This is a genomic window from Caulobacter sp. 17J65-9 (assembly GCF_010975005.1).
In the GTDB taxonomy this organism is placed as follows: Bacteria; Pseudomonadota; Alphaproteobacteria; order Caulobacterales; family Caulobacteraceae; genus 17J80-11.
Genome location: NZ_JAAIVC010000003.1, coordinates 1 through 16,370 on the forward strand (window position 1 = coordinate 1; position 16,370 = coordinate 16,370).

The window sequence follows — 16,370 nt, forward strand, 5'->3', positions numbered from 1 at the left end:
CCCGCCGAGCCTCAGCGGCGCATGAGCCTGGCGGAGGCGAGGGCGGTCCTGGGCGTCGACGCCGAGGCCGGCCCCGAGCAGATCCAGGCCGCCTACCTGCGCCTGATGCGCGCCGTGCACCCCGACCGCGGCGGCACCAGCGGCCTGGCCAGCCAGCTCAACGCAGCGCGAGATCGGCTGCTCGACCGGCGCTGAAGCCGGCTCAGTCGAGTGCGTGCAGGCCGTGGCGTTCAAACACGCGGACGGCTCGCTCAAGCGCGTCGGACGACTTCGCCAGAAGGTGATGGGTCAGGTGCCACCCTGGCCACAACACCAGTTCCGAGCCCAAGAAATAGACGCTCTCGCGATAGCGTTCGCGAACGATCTTGCTGAACAACTCGCGCGTCACTGGATCGCGGCGGCCGCGAAAGTGCACCGCCTTTTCACCATCAAAGAGCACGCCGCCCGCAGACATCTCCAAAAACGCAGCCAGATATCTCCGCTCGCGTTCAAGGAAATGCTTCAGTTGCCCCACCTCCACCGCCTCCCAGTAGGACAGGTAGGGCTCGGCGACGAATTCATCGCGGCTCAGCCAGTGCTCGAACACCGACACCGATCGATGCACGAAGTCGCCGTCGAGCTCGTCGAGCGTTTCGACGTCACGATCCGGGAAATAGAGCTCGCGCGGAAATCTCGCGCGAAGGCGCTGCGTCATCGGCTCAGCTTAGGGACGCGCCCGCGACCGCGCCACCGCCCCAAAGAAAAACCCTCCGCCGTGGGGCGGAGGGTTCTCAGTCGTTCCGCTCGGCGCGGCTCCCGTCAGGGGGCCATCACCAGACAGGGGATCTTCTTGGCCTTCAGCGCCTTGCAGGCCTGCTGCGCGCCGCTCTTGGTCAGGCCCTCGAAGCGGGCCCGGTACCAGCCGCCGCCGGCGTCCACGCCGCCGTCAGCGTCGGCGAAGTGCTGGGCGAACTTCTTGCTCAGCTGCTTCAGCTGGTTGTTGGCCAGCGACTTCTGCTTGTAGGCGCCGACCTGGACCGACCAGATCGCGTCCGGGTCCTTCTTCTTTTTCTTCGCGACCGGCGCGGTCTTGGCCGGGGTGGTCTTGGCGGGGACGACCTTGGCCTTCGCCTTGGCGTCCATGCCCGAGACCATGGCCATCGGATCGCTTTCTTCCGGGTTGGCGATCGGGCGCATGCGGGAGGTGGCCGCGACGGCGACGCCGGAGTCCGACGCTTGGGCGGCGCTCAGCACGTCGCCGATGTCGCGCGGCTGCGCGCTCGGGCCCATCGAAGCGTAGGCCACCGGGCCGTTCGGGCTCGTCGGGTGCTCGAACAGGTTCTGGGCGACGTTGATGACCTCGCCGGCCTGGCGGCGGCGCATGACTTCAAAGCCGGTGTTCAGCAGGTCGGCGACGTTGTCGTCGCGCGAACGGGTCGAGGAGCCGCCCATCACCACGGTGATCAGGCGACGGCCGTCACGCACGGCCGAGGCGGCCAGATTGTAGCCCGAGGCGTTGGTGAAGCCGGTCTTGATGCCGTCCACGCCCGGCATGCGGTGCAGCAGGCCGTTGTGGTTGCGCATGGTCTGACCGCGGAAGGTCATGCTCTTCTGGCCGAAGTACGAATAGTACTGCGGGAAGTCGCGCATCATGGCGCGCGACAGGATGGCGATGTCGCGGGCGCTGGTCAGCTGGCGGCTGTCGGGCAGGCCGTGCGGGTTGACGAAGCGGCTCTGCGTCATGCCCAGCTCCTGGGCGCGCAGGGTCATCAGGGCGGCGAAGCGGGCTTCCGAGCCGCCGATCTTCTCGGCGACCGCCAGGGCCACGTCGTTGGCCGACTTGATGCACAGGGCCTGGATGGCTTCGTCGACGGTCAGCGTCTGACCGGGGGACAGGCCCAGCTTGGACGGGGGCTGGGCGGCCGCGCGCGGCGAAATGGTGATGGTGTCGGTCAGCTTCAGCTTGCCTTGGCTCAGCTGCTCGAAGACCAGATAGAGCGTCATGATCTTGGTGATCGACGCCGGGTAGCGCTGTTCGTCGGCGCGGCGCGCGTACAGAACTTCGCCGGAATTGGCGTCGACGACGATGGCCGCATAGCGAACGTCGTCAGCCGGAGCGGCGACGGCGGGGGCGGCGAGGGCGAGAGGCAGCGAGGCCGTGACGGCGCCGAAAACCAGGCAGAGCGCCACGGCGATACGGCGGGCGGTGAGGAGCATACGATCGTCCGTCGTTCTGGAAGGCACGCGACGGCTTTCCACGCCGCCGAGACATCTGTTTAGCATGATCCCGTTACGGTTTCTCGCCGGTAAACGAGCTTTGCCACAAACGTGATTGTCGCAGGGGAAGCCTTGCCGATTGTGCACCGCACAACGTCGCCTTGACTTATTTCGCAGGTGCAATATATCAGCGGTCACGTGGCGCGGACCCTACGGTGCGCGCGCGGGGCCTCCCATCGCCCCGTGGACATCGCAGGAGATACTGAGATGCAGAACGGTTCCGAAGCCATCAAGGCCAACGTCGAGCGCGCCACCGCCGCCGGCCAGCAGGCCTTCCGCGAGAACGTCGAGAAGTCGCTGGGCGCGCTGAACGAGATCAACTCGGCCGGCAAGCGCAACCTGGAAGCCGTGGTCGAGAGCGTCACCGCCGCGACCCGCGGGGCCGAGACCCTGGGCGCCCAGGCGCTGGCCTATTCGAAGAAGAACTGGGAGGACAACGTGTCCGCCGCCCAGGCCCTGTCGTCGGCCAAGAGCGTCCAGGAAGTGGTCGAACTGCAGACCAAGTGGGCGAAATCCGCCATCGAATCCTACCTGTCGGAAATGACCCGGATGACCGAGATCGTCTCGGCCTCGGTCAACGACAGCCTGAAGCCGCTGAACGAGCGCATGACCGCCACCGTCGAGCGGTTCCAGTCGGTCCGCTAAACAGCGCCGCTTCCCAAACGCAGCAAGGGGCCCGGGACGGCGACGTCCCGGGCCTTTTCGCGTTTACCGGATCGAAGGCGGCGCGTGCGACGTTAAGGTTGCCGGGGGGACCTTCCAAAGCGCCCGCGTTGCCATATCTAATTCTAGAGTCCGGGCTTCGGCCCACACAGTCGGGGAACCTGATGACCGAGCGGAAGCAAGGTGATCAAAACAACGGCGCCGGTGCGGCGGTCGTCACGCAGGTCAAGCCGAAGACGCAAAAGCCTTCGCTTTACCGCGTGCTGATCCTGAACGACGACTACACCCCGATGGAATTCGTGGTTTACGTCCTCGAGCGGTTTTTCAACAAATCGCGAGAGGACGCGACTCGTATCATGCTGCATGTGCATCAGCATGGTGTCGGCGTCTGCGGCGTTTATACCTACGAAGTGGCCGAAACGAAGGTGGCGCAGGTCGTCGAGACCGCGCGTCGCCATCAACACCCGCTCCAGTGCACTATGGAAAAGGACTGAGCACCGGTGCCTTCTTTCTCCCGTCACCTCGAAGAAACCCTTCATCGCGCGGTCGGCTACGCCAACGAGCGCAAGCATGAGTACGCCACGCTGGAGCACCTGCTCCTGGCGCTGGCGGACGACCCGGAAGCGTCCGGGGTGATGCGGGCCTGCAACGTCGATCTGACGCTGCTGCGCAAAAGCCTGACCGACTACATCGACAGCGAGCTGAACAGCCTGATCGTCGAGGACGGCGACGACGCCAAGCCGACCGCCGGCTTCCAGCGCGTCATCCAGCGCGCCGTCATCCACGTGCAGTCCTCGGGCCGCGACGAAGTGACCGGCGCCAACGTGCTGGTCGCGGTGTTCTCCGAGCGCGAAAGCCACGCCGCGTACTTCCTGCAGGAGCAGGAAATGACCCGCTACGACGCGGTCAACTTCATCGCCCACGGCATCGCCAAGAAGCCGGGCGCGTCGGAGCCGCGCGCGGTCAAGGGCGCCAACGAGGAGCCCGAGGAGCGTGTCGCCAAGTCCGGCGGCGAGGCCCTCGAAGCCTACTGCGTCGACCTCAACGAGAAGTCCCGCCAGGGCAAGGTCGACCCGCTGATCGGCCGCACGGCCGAGGTCGAGCGGGCGATCCAGATCCTGTGCCGCCGCACCAAGAACAACCCGCTGCTCGTCGGCGACCCGGGCGTCGGCAAGACCGCCATCGCCGAGGGCCTGGCCCGCAAGATCGTCAACGGCGAAGTGCCGGACGTGCTGGCCGGGGCGACCATCTACTCGCTCGACATGGGCGCGCTGCTGGCCGGCACCCGCTATCGCGGCGACTTCGAAGAGCGCGTGAAGCAGGTCGTCAAGGAACTCGAGAACCACCCGAACGCGGTGCTGTTCATCGACGAGATCCACACCGTGATCGGCGCCGGCGCGACCAGCGGCGGGGCGATGGACGCCTCCAACCTGCTGAAGCCGGCCCTGGCCTCGGGCACGCTGCGCTGCATGGGCTCCACGACCTACAAGGAGTTCCGCCAGCACTTCGAGAAGGACCGCGCGCTGGTGCGCCGGTTCCAGAAGATCGACGTGAACGAGCCGACGGTCGAGGACACCATCAAGATCCTGAAGGGCCTCAAGACCTACTACGAGACCTTCCACAAGCTCCGCTACACCGACTCCGCCATCAAGGCGGCGGTGGAGCTGTCGGCCAAGTACATCACCGACCGCAAGCTGCCCGACAAGGCGATAGACGTGATCGACGAGGCCGGGGCCAGCCAGATGCTGGTGGCCGAGTCCAAGCGCAAGAAGGTGATCGGCCAGAAGGAGGTCGAGGCCGTCGTCGCCAAGATCGCCCGCATCCCGCCCAAGTCGGTCTCCAAGTCCGACACCGAGGCGCTGCGCCAGCTCGAGAGCGACCTGCGCCGCACCGTGTTCGGCCAGGACGACGCCATCACCCAGCTGTCGGCGGCCATGAAGCTGGCCCGCGCGGGCCTGCGCGACCCGCAGAAGCCGATCGGCTCCTACCTGTTCTCCGGCCCGACCGGGGTGGGCAAGACCGAGGTGGCCAAGCAGCTGGCCTCGACGCTCGGCATCGAGCTCCTGCGCTTCGACATGTCGGAGTACATGGAGCGCCACACCGTCAGCCGCCTGATCGGCGCGCCTCCGGGCTATGTCGGCCATGACCAGGGCGGCCTGCTGACCGACGCGGTCGACCAGCACCCGCACGCCGTGGTGCTGCTCGACGAGATCGAGAAGGCGCACCAGGACGTCTACAACATCCTGCTGCAGGTGATGGACCACGGCGCCCTGACCGACGCGGTGGGCAAGAAGGTCGACTTCCGCAACGTCGTCCTGATCATGACCACCAACGCCGGCGCCGCCGACAACGCCCGCAACTCGATCGGCTTCGGCCGCTCGAAGGTCGAGGGCGAGGACGAGAAGGCGATCCAGCGGCTGTTCACGCCGGAGTTCCGCAACCGCCTGGACGCGGTCGTCGCGTTCAAGCCGCTGAGCCCGGAGATCATCCGCCAGGTCGTCCACAAGTTCATCATGCAGCTGGAGGCCCAGCTGGCCGACCGCAACGTCACGGTCGAACTGGCCGAGGACGCGGCCGACTGGCTGGCCAAGAACGGCTTCGACGAGCTCTACGGCGCCCGGCCGCTGGCCCGGGTCATCCAGGAGCACGTCAAGAAGCCGCTGGCCGACGAGATCCTGTTCGGCCGGCTGGTCCGCGGCGGCCACGTCAAGATCAAGCTTGTCGACGGCAAGCTGGCCTTCGACGTCGAGGCGGCCAAGGACGGACAGGCCAAGGCCGACGACGCGGCCGAACCGGTGGAGTGACGCCGGCTCGCAACCTGAGCTAAGCATGGGCCGTCCGGAGCGATCCGGGCGGCCTTTTTGCTGGGTGTTCGGGGGCGTCCCATGAGTCTTGTCGCGCTTGTGTTTGCGGCCGCGCTGGCCGAAGGGCCGCCCGCGCCTCCGGCGACCTTGCCCACGCCCGCTGAGGCCGCGGCCTATCAGGCCTGGCTGCGCGAGGACTTCATCCGCCGCGAGGCCTTCTTCTCCCACCAGCCGGCCTGCGTGGACGCCGTGATCGAGCCGATCCGCACACAGCCGGGGAACGGGCGCGACCACCATTACGAACGGGCGCGGGTGAGCGGCTGCGGCCGAAGCTCGGTGCAGAACATCGCCGTGGGGCGCCGGCCCGAAGGCGGCTGGCAGAGCGCGGCCTTGTTGCCGGGCCTCTCGCGGGCGGACCTACAGTTGACCGTGGACGTCTTCCAGGCGCTCGGCCGAGGCGTGGCGACCGCCGCACCAGGATGCGACGCCGGCGACGTGGTCTGGGGCGAGATCAGCAGCGAGCCGTACCGGCCCGACGGGTCCTGGACCGAGATCTGGCCGATCAACGCGTGCGGTCAGGACCTCACCGTGCAGGTCGCGTTCACCCCCAGCGCGCGCGGCGGCACCGACTACGCGACGACCCAGCTCCGGGCGCCGAAAGGGCCGGCGGGCCTGCCCGCCACGGGCTCGAAGAAGTAGGGACCATGCTCGTAACCCTCGCCTGGATCGCCCTGGCGGTCGCGCAGGACGCGCCCGCAGTTTCCCCGCCGCCCACTCCGGTGGCGGCGCCGCCCAAGATCATGCGGCCGGAATGGACCCGAAAGCCGGACGCCGACGACATGGCGCGAAACTATCCGCCCGCCGCGCTGAAAGCCGGGATCGGCGCCAAGGTGCAGTTCAGGTGCCAGGTCACCGCTACCGGCGACCTGACCGAGTGCGAAGTCGTCGCCGAAGAGCCGACCGGGTGGGGTTTCGGAGCCGCGACTCTCAAAACCGTTCCGAAATACCGAATGCGTCCGACGGCGTCCGACGGCAGTCCAGTGGACGGCGCCCGGGTGCACGTAACCCTGCGCTGGTATCCGGACTGACCGGGGTCAGGCCATCGCCGCCGAGATCTGCTTCGCCAGCGCCTTCAGCTCAGCCTGATCGGCCATACCCTCGGCGTGTCGGCCCATGGCCGTGCCTTCCCAGCGGGGCACGATGTGGAAGTGCAGGTGGAAGACGGTCTGGCCGCCGGCCGCGCCGTTGAACTGCATGACCGTCACGCCGTCGGGATCCAGCGCCTTCTCGACCGCGCGCGCGACCTTCTGCACCCGGGTGATCAGGCCCTGCAGGGCGGCCGGATCGATGTCGAGCAGGTTGCGGGCCTCGACCTTGGGGATGACCAGGGTGTGGCCGCGCGACTGGGGGAAGACGTCCATGATGGCCAGCACCTGGTCGTCCTCGTAGACCTTGGTCGCGGGCATGTCGCCGCGCAGGATCTTGGCGAAGACGTTGTCGCGGTCGTAGGCGCCGTTCAGGCTCATCTTGACGTTCCCGGGAGTCGCAGGATGGTGTTCGCCCAACGCTAGAACGGGGAGGGGGCCTTGGCCAAGCGGGACGCCAACATCACCGAACGCCAGGCGAAGTGGTTCGCCGCCGTCCGCGAGGGCCTGGAGCGCGAAACCGGCAAGACCCTGGAGCAGTGGGCCGAGATCGCCCGCGGCTGTCCCGAGACCGCCCACCGGGCCCGCCTGGAGTGGCTGAAGGCGCACCACGGCCTGGGCCAAAACCGCGCCTCGACCGTGCTGGACGCCGCCTTTCCGAACGAGATGGGCTGGGACGATCCCGACGCCCTGCGCGCGGCCCTGTGGGCCGATCCGGCCTCGCGCGCGATCTTCGAGGCGGTCGCGGCGGCGGCGTCCGCCCACGACGACGTCACCGAGGGCCAGCGCAAGGGCTACACCGCCTGGTCGCGCAAGGTGAAGTTCGCCGCCGTGAAGCCGCTGAAGGGCGGGGCGGCGTCGCTGGGCCTGGCCGTGCCGCCTGAGGGCGAGCGCCTGGCCCCGCGCGGCAAGAGCGAATCCTGGTCCGACCGGCTGAAGTCGACGGTGCGGCTGGAGGGGCCGCAGGATGTAGATGCGGAGATCGCGGCCCTGCTCAAGCGGGCGTACGAGGCCTCCTGATCCCGTCATCCCGGAAAGCGCGCAGCGCTTATCCGGGACCCAGCAGCCTCGACCTCAACGCTGCAAACCCACGCTGCAACAAGCGCCGCGCTTGCTGGGTCCCGGCTCTCCGCTGCGCTTCGCTCCGCTACGGCCGGGATGACGGATCTGAAACTCACCCCTTCCGGAAAGGCGAACACTCCTCCTCCAACGCCGCCATTTCCGCCGCCACCGCCGGGCGCTCGCGGTCCAGGTAGCGGGCCACCGGCGCGCGCAGCGCCGGATCGGCGATGTAGTGGGCGGAGTAGACGGGCCTGGGCAGATAGCCGCGCGCCAGCTTGTGCTCGCCCTGGGCCCCGGCCTCGACCCGCTTCAGGCCCCGCGCGATCGCATATTCGATGGCCTGGTAGTAGCTGAGCTCGAAGTGCAAGAAGGGCACGGGCTCGGTCGCGCCCCAGTAGCGGCCGTAGAGCGTGTCGCCGCCGACGAAGTTCAGCGCGCCGGCGATCGGCTCGCCCCCGCGCCGGGCGAGGAACAACACCACCCGGTCGGCCATACGCTCGCCGATCAGCGAGAAGAACCGCCGGTTCAGGTAGGGCTGGCCCCACTTTCGCGCGCCGGTGTCCTCGTAGAAGTCGAAGAAGGCGTCCCAATGCGCCTCGGTCAACTCCGCGCCGGTCAGGGTCTCGATCTCGAGACCGGCCAGGGCCTCGCGCCGCTCGCGCCGGATGGTCTTGCGCCGGCCCGACGACAAAGCGGCCAGGAAGTCGTCGAACGAGCCGTAGCCCGGATTGTCCCACCAGTACTGCACGTCCTGGCGCAGCAGCAGGCCGTGGCCGCCCAGCCGTTTCCAGTCGGCTTCGGTCGGGAAGGTCACGTGCAGGGAGGAGGCGCGGCTCTGCCGGCAGACCTGCAGCGCCCCGCCCAGCAGGGCCTCCCGCACCGCCTCGGCGTCGGCGCCCGGCCGGGCCAGCAGGCGCGGCCCGGTCACCGGCGTGAACGGCACGGCCGACAGCAGCTTGGGATAGTAGCGCCCGCCAGCGTCCTCATAGGCCTGGGCCCAGGCGTGGTCGAACACGTATTCGCCCTGGCTGTGGCCCTTCAGGTAGAGCGGCATGACGCCGGCCACGGCGCCGGCGTCATCCTCGACCGCGAGGTGCCGCGGGCCCCAGCCGGCCGCCTCGACCGCGCAGCCGGCCTGTTCGCAGGCGTCGAGGAAGTCGAAGCTGACGAACGGATTGCCGGACGGCGCGGCGCAGGCGTCCCAGGCCTCGCGGCCGATCTCGGCGATGCGGCCGTGCACGCGGACGCTGGTTGGGACGGAGGCGCTCATTGCGCTTCGATCTAGGCGTCCGGACCGCGAACGCCAATGGCCTGCGACGCTTCTCAACTTTCCGCTCATCCCGCGAAAGCGGGGATGATCGGTGGGGGACGTCACCCCGCCAGCGAAGCGATCTCGCGCGCCAGGTTGGCGCGAGCCTGCGCCTCGTAGCGCTCGCGAAACGTCGCGTCGGCGTAGATCGCCGCGCCGTTCAGGAAGTGCTTCAGCACCGCGGCGCGGCCCATACGATACAGGTCCTCGGGCACGTAGGAATATTCCTGCCGGATCTGGCGGGCGTAGGCGTCGTAGACGGCCGCCGGCCGGCCCAGGATCGAAAGGTCGATCGAGACCAGCAGCGCGCCCAGCCGGTCGCCGGGCTCAACCGTATGGCCCTTGGTCAGCAGGATCAGCCGCACCACCTCGGCCCGTTCGTCCGCGCTCACGCCCTGGCCGGCCAGGTCGCGCTCGGCCAGCTCGGCGCTACGCTCCTCGTTGTCGGAGCGGGTCGGGTCGTAGATCGCGTCATGCCACCAGATCGCCCGCTCCAGGGTCAGGCGTTCGGACGGCGACAGGTCCGGGACGGCGGCGAGCTCCGCCAGACAGTCCTGGACGTGGGCGAGGGTGTGATAGCGCCGATGCTGCTCGGCGTAGGCCAAGACCAGAGCGGAGTGGGGTGCGCGCGTCATTCCTGCCGCCGAACTGCTGGCGATACGAAAACGACGCTACCGCTAAAGTTGAATGCGGCCGAGTTAACAATAGTTCAGGCGGGATCGCCGCCGCGATCCGGCCGCGCCACCACCCAGAAGCTCAGCCAGCTGGCGACGCACACCACCCCGATCGCCGTCGCCCAGAACACCGGCGCGGCGTAGCCGTCGAGCAGGTCCTCGTCGAGCAGCCGCTCGACAAAAGGCAGGATGAGAAGGAGGGGGGCCGCGGTCAGCGCGCCGCCCACGCCGTAGCTGAAGGCCCCGACCACACCTGAGGCGGCGAGCGCGCGGCTCAGCGGAACCAGCAGAAGCCCGGTGACCAGGACGGCCGGCAGATAGCCCCGGAGCACGGCGTCGGCGCCCAGGAGCAACAGGCCGATCAGGTCGGGCCGGTCACCGGACGCGAAGGTGTCGGCCGCCCCGCCGATCACCACCGCCAGAGGCAGGGCGATCAGCGGGGCGACGAGAACGGCGAGGGCGGTCGCCCCCGGCCGCATCAGGCGGCGTCGGCCGCGACTTTCATGCTGACGATCTTGCCGGGCGCGCGCGGCGGCTCGCCCTTCGGCAGGGCGTCGACGGCTTCCATGCCCTCGGTCACTTCGCCCCAGACGGTGTACTGGTTGTCCAGGAAGCGGGCGTCGTCGAAGCAGATGAAGAACTGCGAGTTGGCGCTGTCCGGGCTGGCGGCGCGGGCCATCGAGCAGACGCCGCGGGTGTGCGGGGCGTCGGAGAACTCGGCCTTCAGGTTCGGCTTGGAGGAGCCGTTGTAGCCGGTGCCGGTCGGGTCGCCGCCCTGGGCCATGAAGCCCGGGATCACGCGGTGGAACACCACGCCGTCGTAGAAGCCTTCGCGCGCCAGTTCCTTGATGCGCGCGACGTGGTTCGGCGCCAGGTCCGGGCGCAGACGGATGGTCACGTCGCCGGTGTCGAGCTTCACGAGCAGGGTGTTTTCGGGATCGGCGGCCATCGTCGGGCACTCCTGATTTCAGTGTTCGCGCTGTCTGCCCCAACTCGCGCGGCGGGGGAAGGGCGCCCGCGTCTCTCCCATGAGCGATTTGTAAGCTGCGCCGGCCCCTGACTCGCGCTCACATGCGCCGGGGCAGGGGAGGGGGAAAGCGCGTGAACCGTTGGATGCTCGCGCCGGCCGCGGTGCTGGCGGCCGTGCTCGCGCTGGCCCAGCCGGCCCAGGCCGCGACCTCGGCCGAGTGGAAGGAAGAGTTCGACAAGGTCGTCGAGACCCTGAAGCTGCGCCATCCCGACCCGTTCACCCGCATCGGCGAGCGCGAGTTCGACCGGCGGGTGGAGGCCTTCTACCACGACCTGCCGCAGGCCTCGGAGGAGCAGCGGGCGGTGCGCGCCCTTCAGCTGGTCGCGGCGCTGGACGACGGCCACACCTTCCTGGAGATCGCCGGCGACCAGTTCGACGACTGGTATCCGGTCCGCCTCTACCAGTTCACCGACGGCGTCTTCGTGGTCAGCGCCCACAAGTCCCACGCCGACCTCGCCGGGGCCCAGATCCTGGAGATCGCCGGCCGCCCGGTCGCCGAGGTGCTGGCCGACACCCGCACGCTGGAGCCGGCGGACAACAGCCTGGGCGCGCTGGAAGACGTGTTCTCGGTCAGCAACGCCGGCCTGATGAAGGGCCTGGGCTATGTCGAGGCCGACGGGACCCTGCGGCTGAAGGTGAAGCGCGCCAACGGCAAGGTCGCCAACGTCAGGCTCGAGGCCCTGAAGGGCTCCTCGACCATGGAGTGGCGCAACCGCAACGAGGTGTTCGGGGTCGGCTTCGGCGAGTACGCCGACTGGATCAGCGCCTACAAGGGCCTGGGCGCGGACGCCTTCCGCAAGCCCGATCCCACGCGCCCGCCGCACCTGGTCTACCGCCGCCACTTCGTGGCCGTGCCGCTACCCGACAAGGACGCCTACTACATCCAGGCGAACTACATGTCCGACGCGCCGGACGAGACCATGGAGCAGTTCTTCCGCCGCGCCCTGAAGGAGGTCGACGCCCTGAAGCCGAGGCGGCTGATCGTCGACTGGCGCTACAACCGCGGCGGCGACGGCTCGAAGGTGCGGGCCATCATCCACGAGTTCATCAAGCGCGAGGACGCGCCGCCGTGGAAGGAGCTCTACGTGCTCAGCGGCCGGCGCACCTTCAGCGCCGGGGTGAACGCGCTGGACGCCTTCAAGGAGCACGTCGACGCCAGCTGGGTGGGCGAGCCGGCCGGGGCGCCGTTCAAGCACGCCGGCAACGCCGAGACGCTGGCCTTCCCCAAGACCGGCCTGCAGCTGACCTTCTCGACCGTCTGGCACGCCGGCTCCGGCGGCGTCACCCGCAACGAGGAGCCCTACACGCCGGTGGACGTGCCGGCCCAGTTCAGCTCCGAGGACTATCGCCTGGGCCGCGACCCCGCGGTCGACGCCATCCTGTCGGGCCAGGAAATGCGCGCTCTACCGGTGATCGCCGAGACCGACGGCGCGGCGGCCGTGCGCAAGGCCTACGACGAGCGCAGGGCGCGCTTCTCGACCCTGGCCTGGTGGAAGCCGGCCGACATGATCACCATGAACTCGACCGGCTACCGCCTGCTGGAGGCCGGCGAGCGTGACGCGGCGCTCGAGGTGTTCAGGATCAACACCGAGATCTACCCGGACAGCTGGTACGTCTGGGACAGCCTGGGCGAGGCGCAGATCTCCACCGGCGACAAGGCCAGGGGCGTGGAGAGCTATCGCCGCTCGCTGACCCTGAACCCGGCCAACGCGGCCGCCCGCAAGATCGTGGCCGAGGCGGATTCCGCGGCGCACTGAACCTCGCCCTCATTCGGACACTCGCCTTCCGGGACGACGTGCTAAGAGGGCGCCCATGAGTGAAGGTGAAGAGCGCCGCCGCATGGTCCGTCCGCCCACGGGCGGCGATCCGGCCGGCCGCGGCGGGACCGAAAAGCGGCTGAAGACCGCGTTCGGGCGGACGACCTCCCAGCAGAAGTGGCTGGAGCGTCAGATCAACGACCCCTACGTCCTGAAGGCCAAGGCCGAGGGCTGGCGTTCGCGCGCCGCCTTCAAGCTGGCCGAGATCGACGACCGCTTCCGGCTGATCAAGCGGGGCTCCAAGGTCATCGACCTGGGCTGCGCGCCCGGCGGCTGGGTGCAGGTGGCCCTGAAGCGCGGGGCGGAGAAGGTGGTGGGCGTCGACCTGCTGCCGGTCGACCCGATTCCGGGCGCCGACCTGGTCGAGGGCGACTTCACCGACCCGGACATGGGCAAGCGCCTGCTCGACATGCTGGGCGGCGCGCCCGACCTGGTGCTGTCGGATATGGCCCACAACACCGTCGGCCATAAGGCGACCGACCACCTGCGCATCGTCGCCCTGATCGAGATCGCGGCCGACTTCGCGATCGATACGCTCAAGCCCGGCGGCGCCTTCGTGACCAAGAACTTCCAGGGCGGATCGGCCGGCGACGTGCTGCAGCGCCTGAAAGCGGCCTTCACCGAGGTGAAGTTCGTCAAACCCAAGGCCAGCCGGCAGGACTCCTCGGAAGTCTATCTGGTGGCGACCGGATTCAAGGGAGCCCCCCGATGAGCCTTACCGAAGCCCTGCAGGTGCTGACGGGCGAACGCCTGAGCGCCGTGACCTTCCTGAAGGACTACCTGCAGCTCGACTTCGACGGCCACGTGATCTCGGCCTACGCCCTGACCGACGTGCGCGACGAGGACGGGACCATCACCGCCGACGATCCGGGCTTCCGCGACGCGCTGTGCGCGCGCATCGGCTGGGAAGTCGCCGGCGCCGAGGTCGGGGCCGAGCGCGTGCTGGTCCGCTTCGAGGACGGCGGCGAGGTCGGCGTGTCGCTAAGACAGCAGGACCGCTACGGCACCGACGCACTCAGCTTCGAGAGCTTCAGCTCCGACGCCGTGCACGTGGCCTGATCTCCGGCGGCGGGCTCCGGCCCGTCAGCCGCCCGAACAGCCACAGCAGCGCGCCCGCGCCGCCGCCGCCGGCCACCCACCAGGGGTCGAGCTCCGCGGCGCGGCCGGTGAACAGGCGGCTGGCCGCCCAGGCGACCACGGCCGCGCCGATCAGCTTGCAGGCGATCTTCACGTAGGTGTCGGCGATCTCGGCCAGCACGCGGACGTCCGCGCGGTGCTGCTCCAGCGCGCGGTTGGCCCGCACCGACGGCTCGCGACGCCGCACAGCCTTCCCCGGAGCGACCTTCGGGGAAGGCGTTCGTGTGCGAGCCGCAGCCATAGTGACCCCTCCGAACGAGGGCGCCGGGCGAATTGGCGTCGAGCTTCAGCCTGCGCCGACAGGGCTAAGATTTCGTCGCGGGCGCCGTTTTGCACGCACGGGGCCGACCTGAGCAGCAACCGTCCCCGAAAAGCGCCGGTATGAGAAAAATCCTGCTGCGCTTTCTCGCCACGCCCGAGCGGGGTTGCCGCACCGCAGCACTAGGGTTTATAGGCGGCCCGCAAAACGGAGAGTCCCTATGGAGATTCGCGAAGGTCTCACTTTCGACGACGTTTTGCTGGAGCCGGGTCCGTCCGATGTGATGCCGACCCAAGTGACCACCGCGTCACGGCTTACCCGCGAAATCGAGCTGAACATCCCGATCGTGTCCTCGGCCATGGACACGGTCACCGAAAGCGCCCTGGCGATCGCCATGGCGCAGTACGGCGGCCTGGGCGTGCTGCACCGCAACCTGACGGTTGAGCAGCAGGCCGATCAGGTCCGCCAGGTGAAGCGCCACGAGAGCGGCATGGTGATCAACCCGATCACCGTCCCCCCGGACACCACGCTCAACGAAGTGCGCGCCATCATCGCCCAGAAGAACGTGTCGGGCTTCCCGGTCGTGGATCGCGGCAGCGGCAAGCTGCTGGGCATCCTGACCAACCGCGACATGCGCTTCGAAGGCGACGGCGACCGCATCGCCGCCGACCTGATGACCAAGGACAACCTGGTCACCCTGCTGCAGGGCACGGGTCCCGACGAGGCGCGCCGCCTGCTGGCCGCCAACCGCGTCGAGCGGGTGATCGTGGTGGACGGCGAATACCGCGCCGTCGGCCTGATCACCGTCAAGGACATGGAGAAGGCCCAGGCCTTCCCGAACGCCGCCAAGGACGAGCAGGGCCGCCTGCGCGTCGGCGCCGCCTCCACCGTCGGCGACGCCGGCCTGGAGCGCTCGCTGGCCCTGGTCGAGGCGGGCGTGGACGTGGTGGTGATCGACACCGCCCACGGCCACTCCTCGCAGGTCGCCGAGGCGGTCCGCCGCCTGAAGCGCGAAGCCGGCAAGGTCCAGATCATCGCCGGCAACGTCGCCACCTACGACGCCACCCGCGCCCTGATCGACGCCGGGGCCGACGCGGTGAAGGTCGGCATCGGGCCGGGCTCCATCTGCACCACCCGCATCGTCGCCGGCGTGGGCGTGCCGCAGCTGACCGCCATCGTGGACTCGGTCCGCGCGGCCCAGGGCTCGGGCGTGCCGATCATCGCCGACGGCGGCATCAAGCAATCCGGCGACCTGGCCAAGGCCATCGCCGCGGGCGCCTCCATCGCCATGCTGGGCTCCATGTTCGCCGGCACCGAGGAAGCTCCGGGCGAGGTGTTCCTGCACCAGGGCCGCTCGTTCAAGAGCTACCGCGGCATGGGTTCGCTGGGCGCGATGGCGCAAGGGTCGGCCGACCGCTACTTCCAGAAGGAGGTGCGCGACACCCTGAAGCTCGTGCCGGAAGGCATCGAGGGCCAGGTGCCGTACAAGGGGCCGATCAGCTCCATCCTGCACCAGCTGGTGGGCGGCCTGCGTGCGGCCATGGGCTATGTCGGCGCGCCGACCATCCCGGAGCTGCAGAAGCGCGCCCGCTTCGTGCGCATCACCAACGCCGGCCTGCGCGAAAGCCACGTGCACGACGTGCAGATCACCCGCGAAGCGCCGAACTACCGGCCGGGGTGATAAGAACCGTGCGTTCGTTCCTTGCTCCGTCCGTCCCGGCTCAGCCGGGATGGGCGGGCGAGGGGCGGTTCAGTGTTCCTGGGGGAGGGGACGATGACCGGTACGCAGTTTTCGCAATTGATGTTCCAGGCCGGTTGCCGGCCCGAGTTCTGCCTGCTCGGCGCTGCCATCCTGCTGGGCCTCCTGCACATGCTCTGGGCGGCCTACGCCGCGCGCACGACCCAGGGGCTGAAGTGGGCCGCGGGCGCACGCGACGTCGACCGGCCGATGGGCAAGGTCGCCGGGCGTCTGGACCGCGCCTACAAGAACTACATGGAGACCTTCCCGTTCTTCGCCGCCGCGGTGCTGCTGGCGACGGTTGCGGGAAAGCTCGGCGAGCTCAGCCTGTGGGGCTCGCTCCTCTACGTCGCGGCGCGGATCGTCTACGTGCCGCTCTACGCCCTGGGCGTGCCGACTGTGCGCTCCCTGGTCTGGTTTGTTTCCCTCGTCGGCCTGCTGATGGTGCTGGCCGCATCGTTCGTCTGATCGGAGTC

The 16,370-nt window shown here is 69.0% G+C and carries 20 protein-coding genes; 12 read left to right on the forward strand and 8 right to left on the reverse strand.

What is annotated here, in order from left to right; genetic code table 11:
* The coding region (locus G3573_RS01015; RefSeq protein ID WP_346427320.1) for a DnaJ domain-containing protein at positions 1–195 on the forward strand (195 nt) is incomplete at its 5' end.
* 7 nt (positions 196–202) lie between these two features.
* Here G3573_RS01015 and G3573_RS01020 read toward each other — a convergent pair.
* Both G3573_RS01020 and G3573_RS01025 read right to left on the reverse strand, forming a co-directional pair.
* Entirely contained in the window at positions 203–694 is a 492-nt protein-coding gene (locus tag G3573_RS01020; protein WP_163258990.1) for a hypothetical protein, read from the reverse strand.
* 104 nt (positions 695–798) lie between these two features.
* Positions 799–2,196 (reverse strand): D-alanyl-D-alanine carboxypeptidase, encoded by a 1,398-nt coding sequence (locus tag G3573_RS01025; RefSeq protein WP_163258991.1) that lies wholly within the window; start codon positions 2,194–2,196, stop codon positions 799–801.
* A gap of 267 nt (positions 2,197–2,463) precedes the next feature.
* Between G3573_RS01025 and phaP the strand changes: the two genes are divergently transcribed.
* The 5 genes from phaP to G3573_RS01050 all read left to right on the forward strand — a co-directional run bounded on the left by phaP (position 2,464) and on the right by G3573_RS01050 (position 6,811).
* Positions 2,464–2,901 carry a TIGR01841 family phasin gene (gene phaP, locus G3573_RS01030; RefSeq protein ID WP_163258992.1) on the forward strand — a complete coding sequence of 146 codons (438 nt, stop codon included), beginning with the start codon at positions 2,464–2,466 and terminating at the stop codon, positions 2,899–2,901.
* 182 nt (positions 2,902–3,083) lie between these two features.
* Positions 3,084–3,413, forward strand: a complete 330-nt coding sequence (clpS, locus tag G3573_RS01035; protein ID WP_163258993.1) for an ATP-dependent Clp protease adapter ClpS — start codon at positions 3,084–3,086, stop codon at positions 3,411–3,413.
* Positions 3,414–3,419: 6 nt separating this feature from the next.
* Complete coding sequence (gene clpA / locus G3573_RS01040) at positions 3,420–5,723, forward strand: ATP-dependent Clp protease ATP-binding subunit ClpA (RefSeq protein ID WP_163258994.1); 2,304 nt, start codon at positions 3,420–3,422, stop codon at positions 5,721–5,723.
* An 81-nt stretch (positions 5,724–5,804) separates the two neighbouring features.
* Positions 5,805–6,422 (forward strand): hypothetical protein, encoded by a 618-nt coding sequence (locus tag G3573_RS01045; RefSeq protein ID WP_163258995.1) that lies wholly within the window; start codon positions 5,805–5,807, stop codon positions 6,420–6,422.
* A gap of 5 nt (positions 6,423–6,427) precedes the next feature.
* Positions 6,428–6,811 (forward strand): TonB family protein, encoded by a 384-nt coding sequence (locus G3573_RS01050; RefSeq protein WP_163258996.1) that lies wholly within the window; start codon positions 6,428–6,430, stop codon positions 6,809–6,811.
* A gap of 6 nt (positions 6,812–6,817) precedes the next feature.
* Here G3573_RS01050 and G3573_RS01055 read toward each other — a convergent pair whose 3' ends face one another.
* Entirely contained in the window at positions 6,818–7,249 is a 432-nt protein-coding gene (locus G3573_RS01055) for an HIT family protein (protein ID WP_163258997.1), read from the reverse strand.
* Positions 7,250–7,309: 60 nt separating this feature from the next.
* Here G3573_RS01055 and G3573_RS01060 point away from each other — a divergent pair, with 60 nt between their 5' ends.
* Entirely contained in the window at positions 7,310–7,888 is a 579-nt protein-coding gene (locus tag G3573_RS01060) for a DUF5655 domain-containing protein (protein ID WP_163258998.1), read from the forward strand.
* Positions 7,889–8,042: 154 nt separating this feature from the next.
* Here the strand turns inward: G3573_RS01060 and G3573_RS01065 are convergent, their stop codons facing one another.
* The 4 genes from G3573_RS01065 to G3573_RS01080 all read right to left on the reverse strand — a co-directional run bounded on the left by G3573_RS01065 (position 8,043) and on the right by G3573_RS01080 (position 10,862).
* Entirely contained in the window at positions 8,043–9,200 is a 1,158-nt protein-coding gene (locus G3573_RS01065) for a GNAT family N-acetyltransferase (protein WP_163258999.1), read from the reverse strand.
* A 101-nt stretch (positions 9,201–9,301) separates the two neighbouring features.
* On the reverse strand, positions 9,302–9,874 hold the full coding sequence (locus G3573_RS01070) for a phosphohydrolase (RefSeq protein ID WP_163259000.1): 573 nt from the start codon (positions 9,872–9,874) through the stop codon (positions 9,302–9,304).
* Positions 9,875–9,948: 74 nt separating this feature from the next.
* Positions 9,949–10,392, reverse strand: a complete 444-nt coding sequence (locus G3573_RS01075) for a hypothetical protein (protein WP_163259001.1) — start codon at positions 10,390–10,392, stop codon at positions 9,949–9,951.
* Positions 10,392–10,862, reverse strand: coding sequence for a peptidylprolyl isomerase (locus G3573_RS01080; RefSeq protein ID WP_163259002.1), 471 nt, complete (start codon positions 10,860–10,862; stop codon positions 10,392–10,394). The genes G3573_RS01075 and G3573_RS01080 overlap by 1 nt, the downstream gene beginning before the upstream one ends.
* A 152-nt stretch (positions 10,863–11,014) precedes the next feature.
* On the opposite strand from G3573_RS01080, the gene G3573_RS01085 reads away from it, so the two are divergent.
* From G3573_RS01085 to G3573_RS01095, 3 genes are read left to right on the forward strand one after another with little or no spacing between them, the layout of a single operon-like run.
* Positions 11,015–12,700, forward strand: coding sequence for a hypothetical protein (locus G3573_RS01085; protein ID WP_163259003.1), 1,686 nt, complete (start codon positions 11,015–11,017; stop codon positions 12,698–12,700).
* A gap of 55 nt (positions 12,701–12,755) precedes the next feature.
* A complete protein-coding gene (locus tag G3573_RS01090; RefSeq protein ID WP_163259004.1) occupies positions 12,756–13,472 on the forward strand; it encodes an RlmE family RNA methyltransferase in 717 nt (238 codons plus the stop codon).
* A complete protein-coding gene (locus G3573_RS01095; RefSeq protein ID WP_163259005.1) occupies positions 13,469–13,819 on the forward strand; it encodes a hypothetical protein in 351 nt (116 codons plus the stop codon). Before G3573_RS01090 ends, G3573_RS01095 begins: the two co-directional genes overlap by 4 nt.
* Here G3573_RS01095 and G3573_RS01100 read toward each other — a convergent pair.
* Positions 13,791–14,084 (reverse strand): hypothetical protein, encoded by a 294-nt coding sequence (locus G3573_RS01100; protein WP_163259006.1) that lies wholly within the window; start codon positions 14,082–14,084, stop codon positions 13,791–13,793. The two genes, G3573_RS01095 and G3573_RS01100, sit on opposite strands and share 29 nt — an antisense overlap.
* A gap of 292 nt (positions 14,085–14,376) precedes the next feature.
* Here G3573_RS01100 and guaB point away from each other — a divergent pair, with 292 nt between their 5' ends.
* Together guaB and G3573_RS01110 are read left to right on the forward strand one after the other, a co-directional pair.
* Positions 14,377–15,837, forward strand: coding sequence for an IMP dehydrogenase (gene guaB, locus G3573_RS01105; RefSeq protein WP_163259007.1), 1,461 nt, complete (start codon positions 14,377–14,379; stop codon positions 15,835–15,837).
* A 93-nt stretch (positions 15,838–15,930) separates the two neighbouring features.
* Positions 15,931–16,362 (forward strand): MAPEG family protein, encoded by a 432-nt coding sequence (locus tag G3573_RS01110; RefSeq protein ID WP_240454448.1) that lies wholly within the window; start codon positions 15,931–15,933, stop codon positions 16,360–16,362.
* Positions 16,363–16,370: the final 8 nt, after the last annotated feature.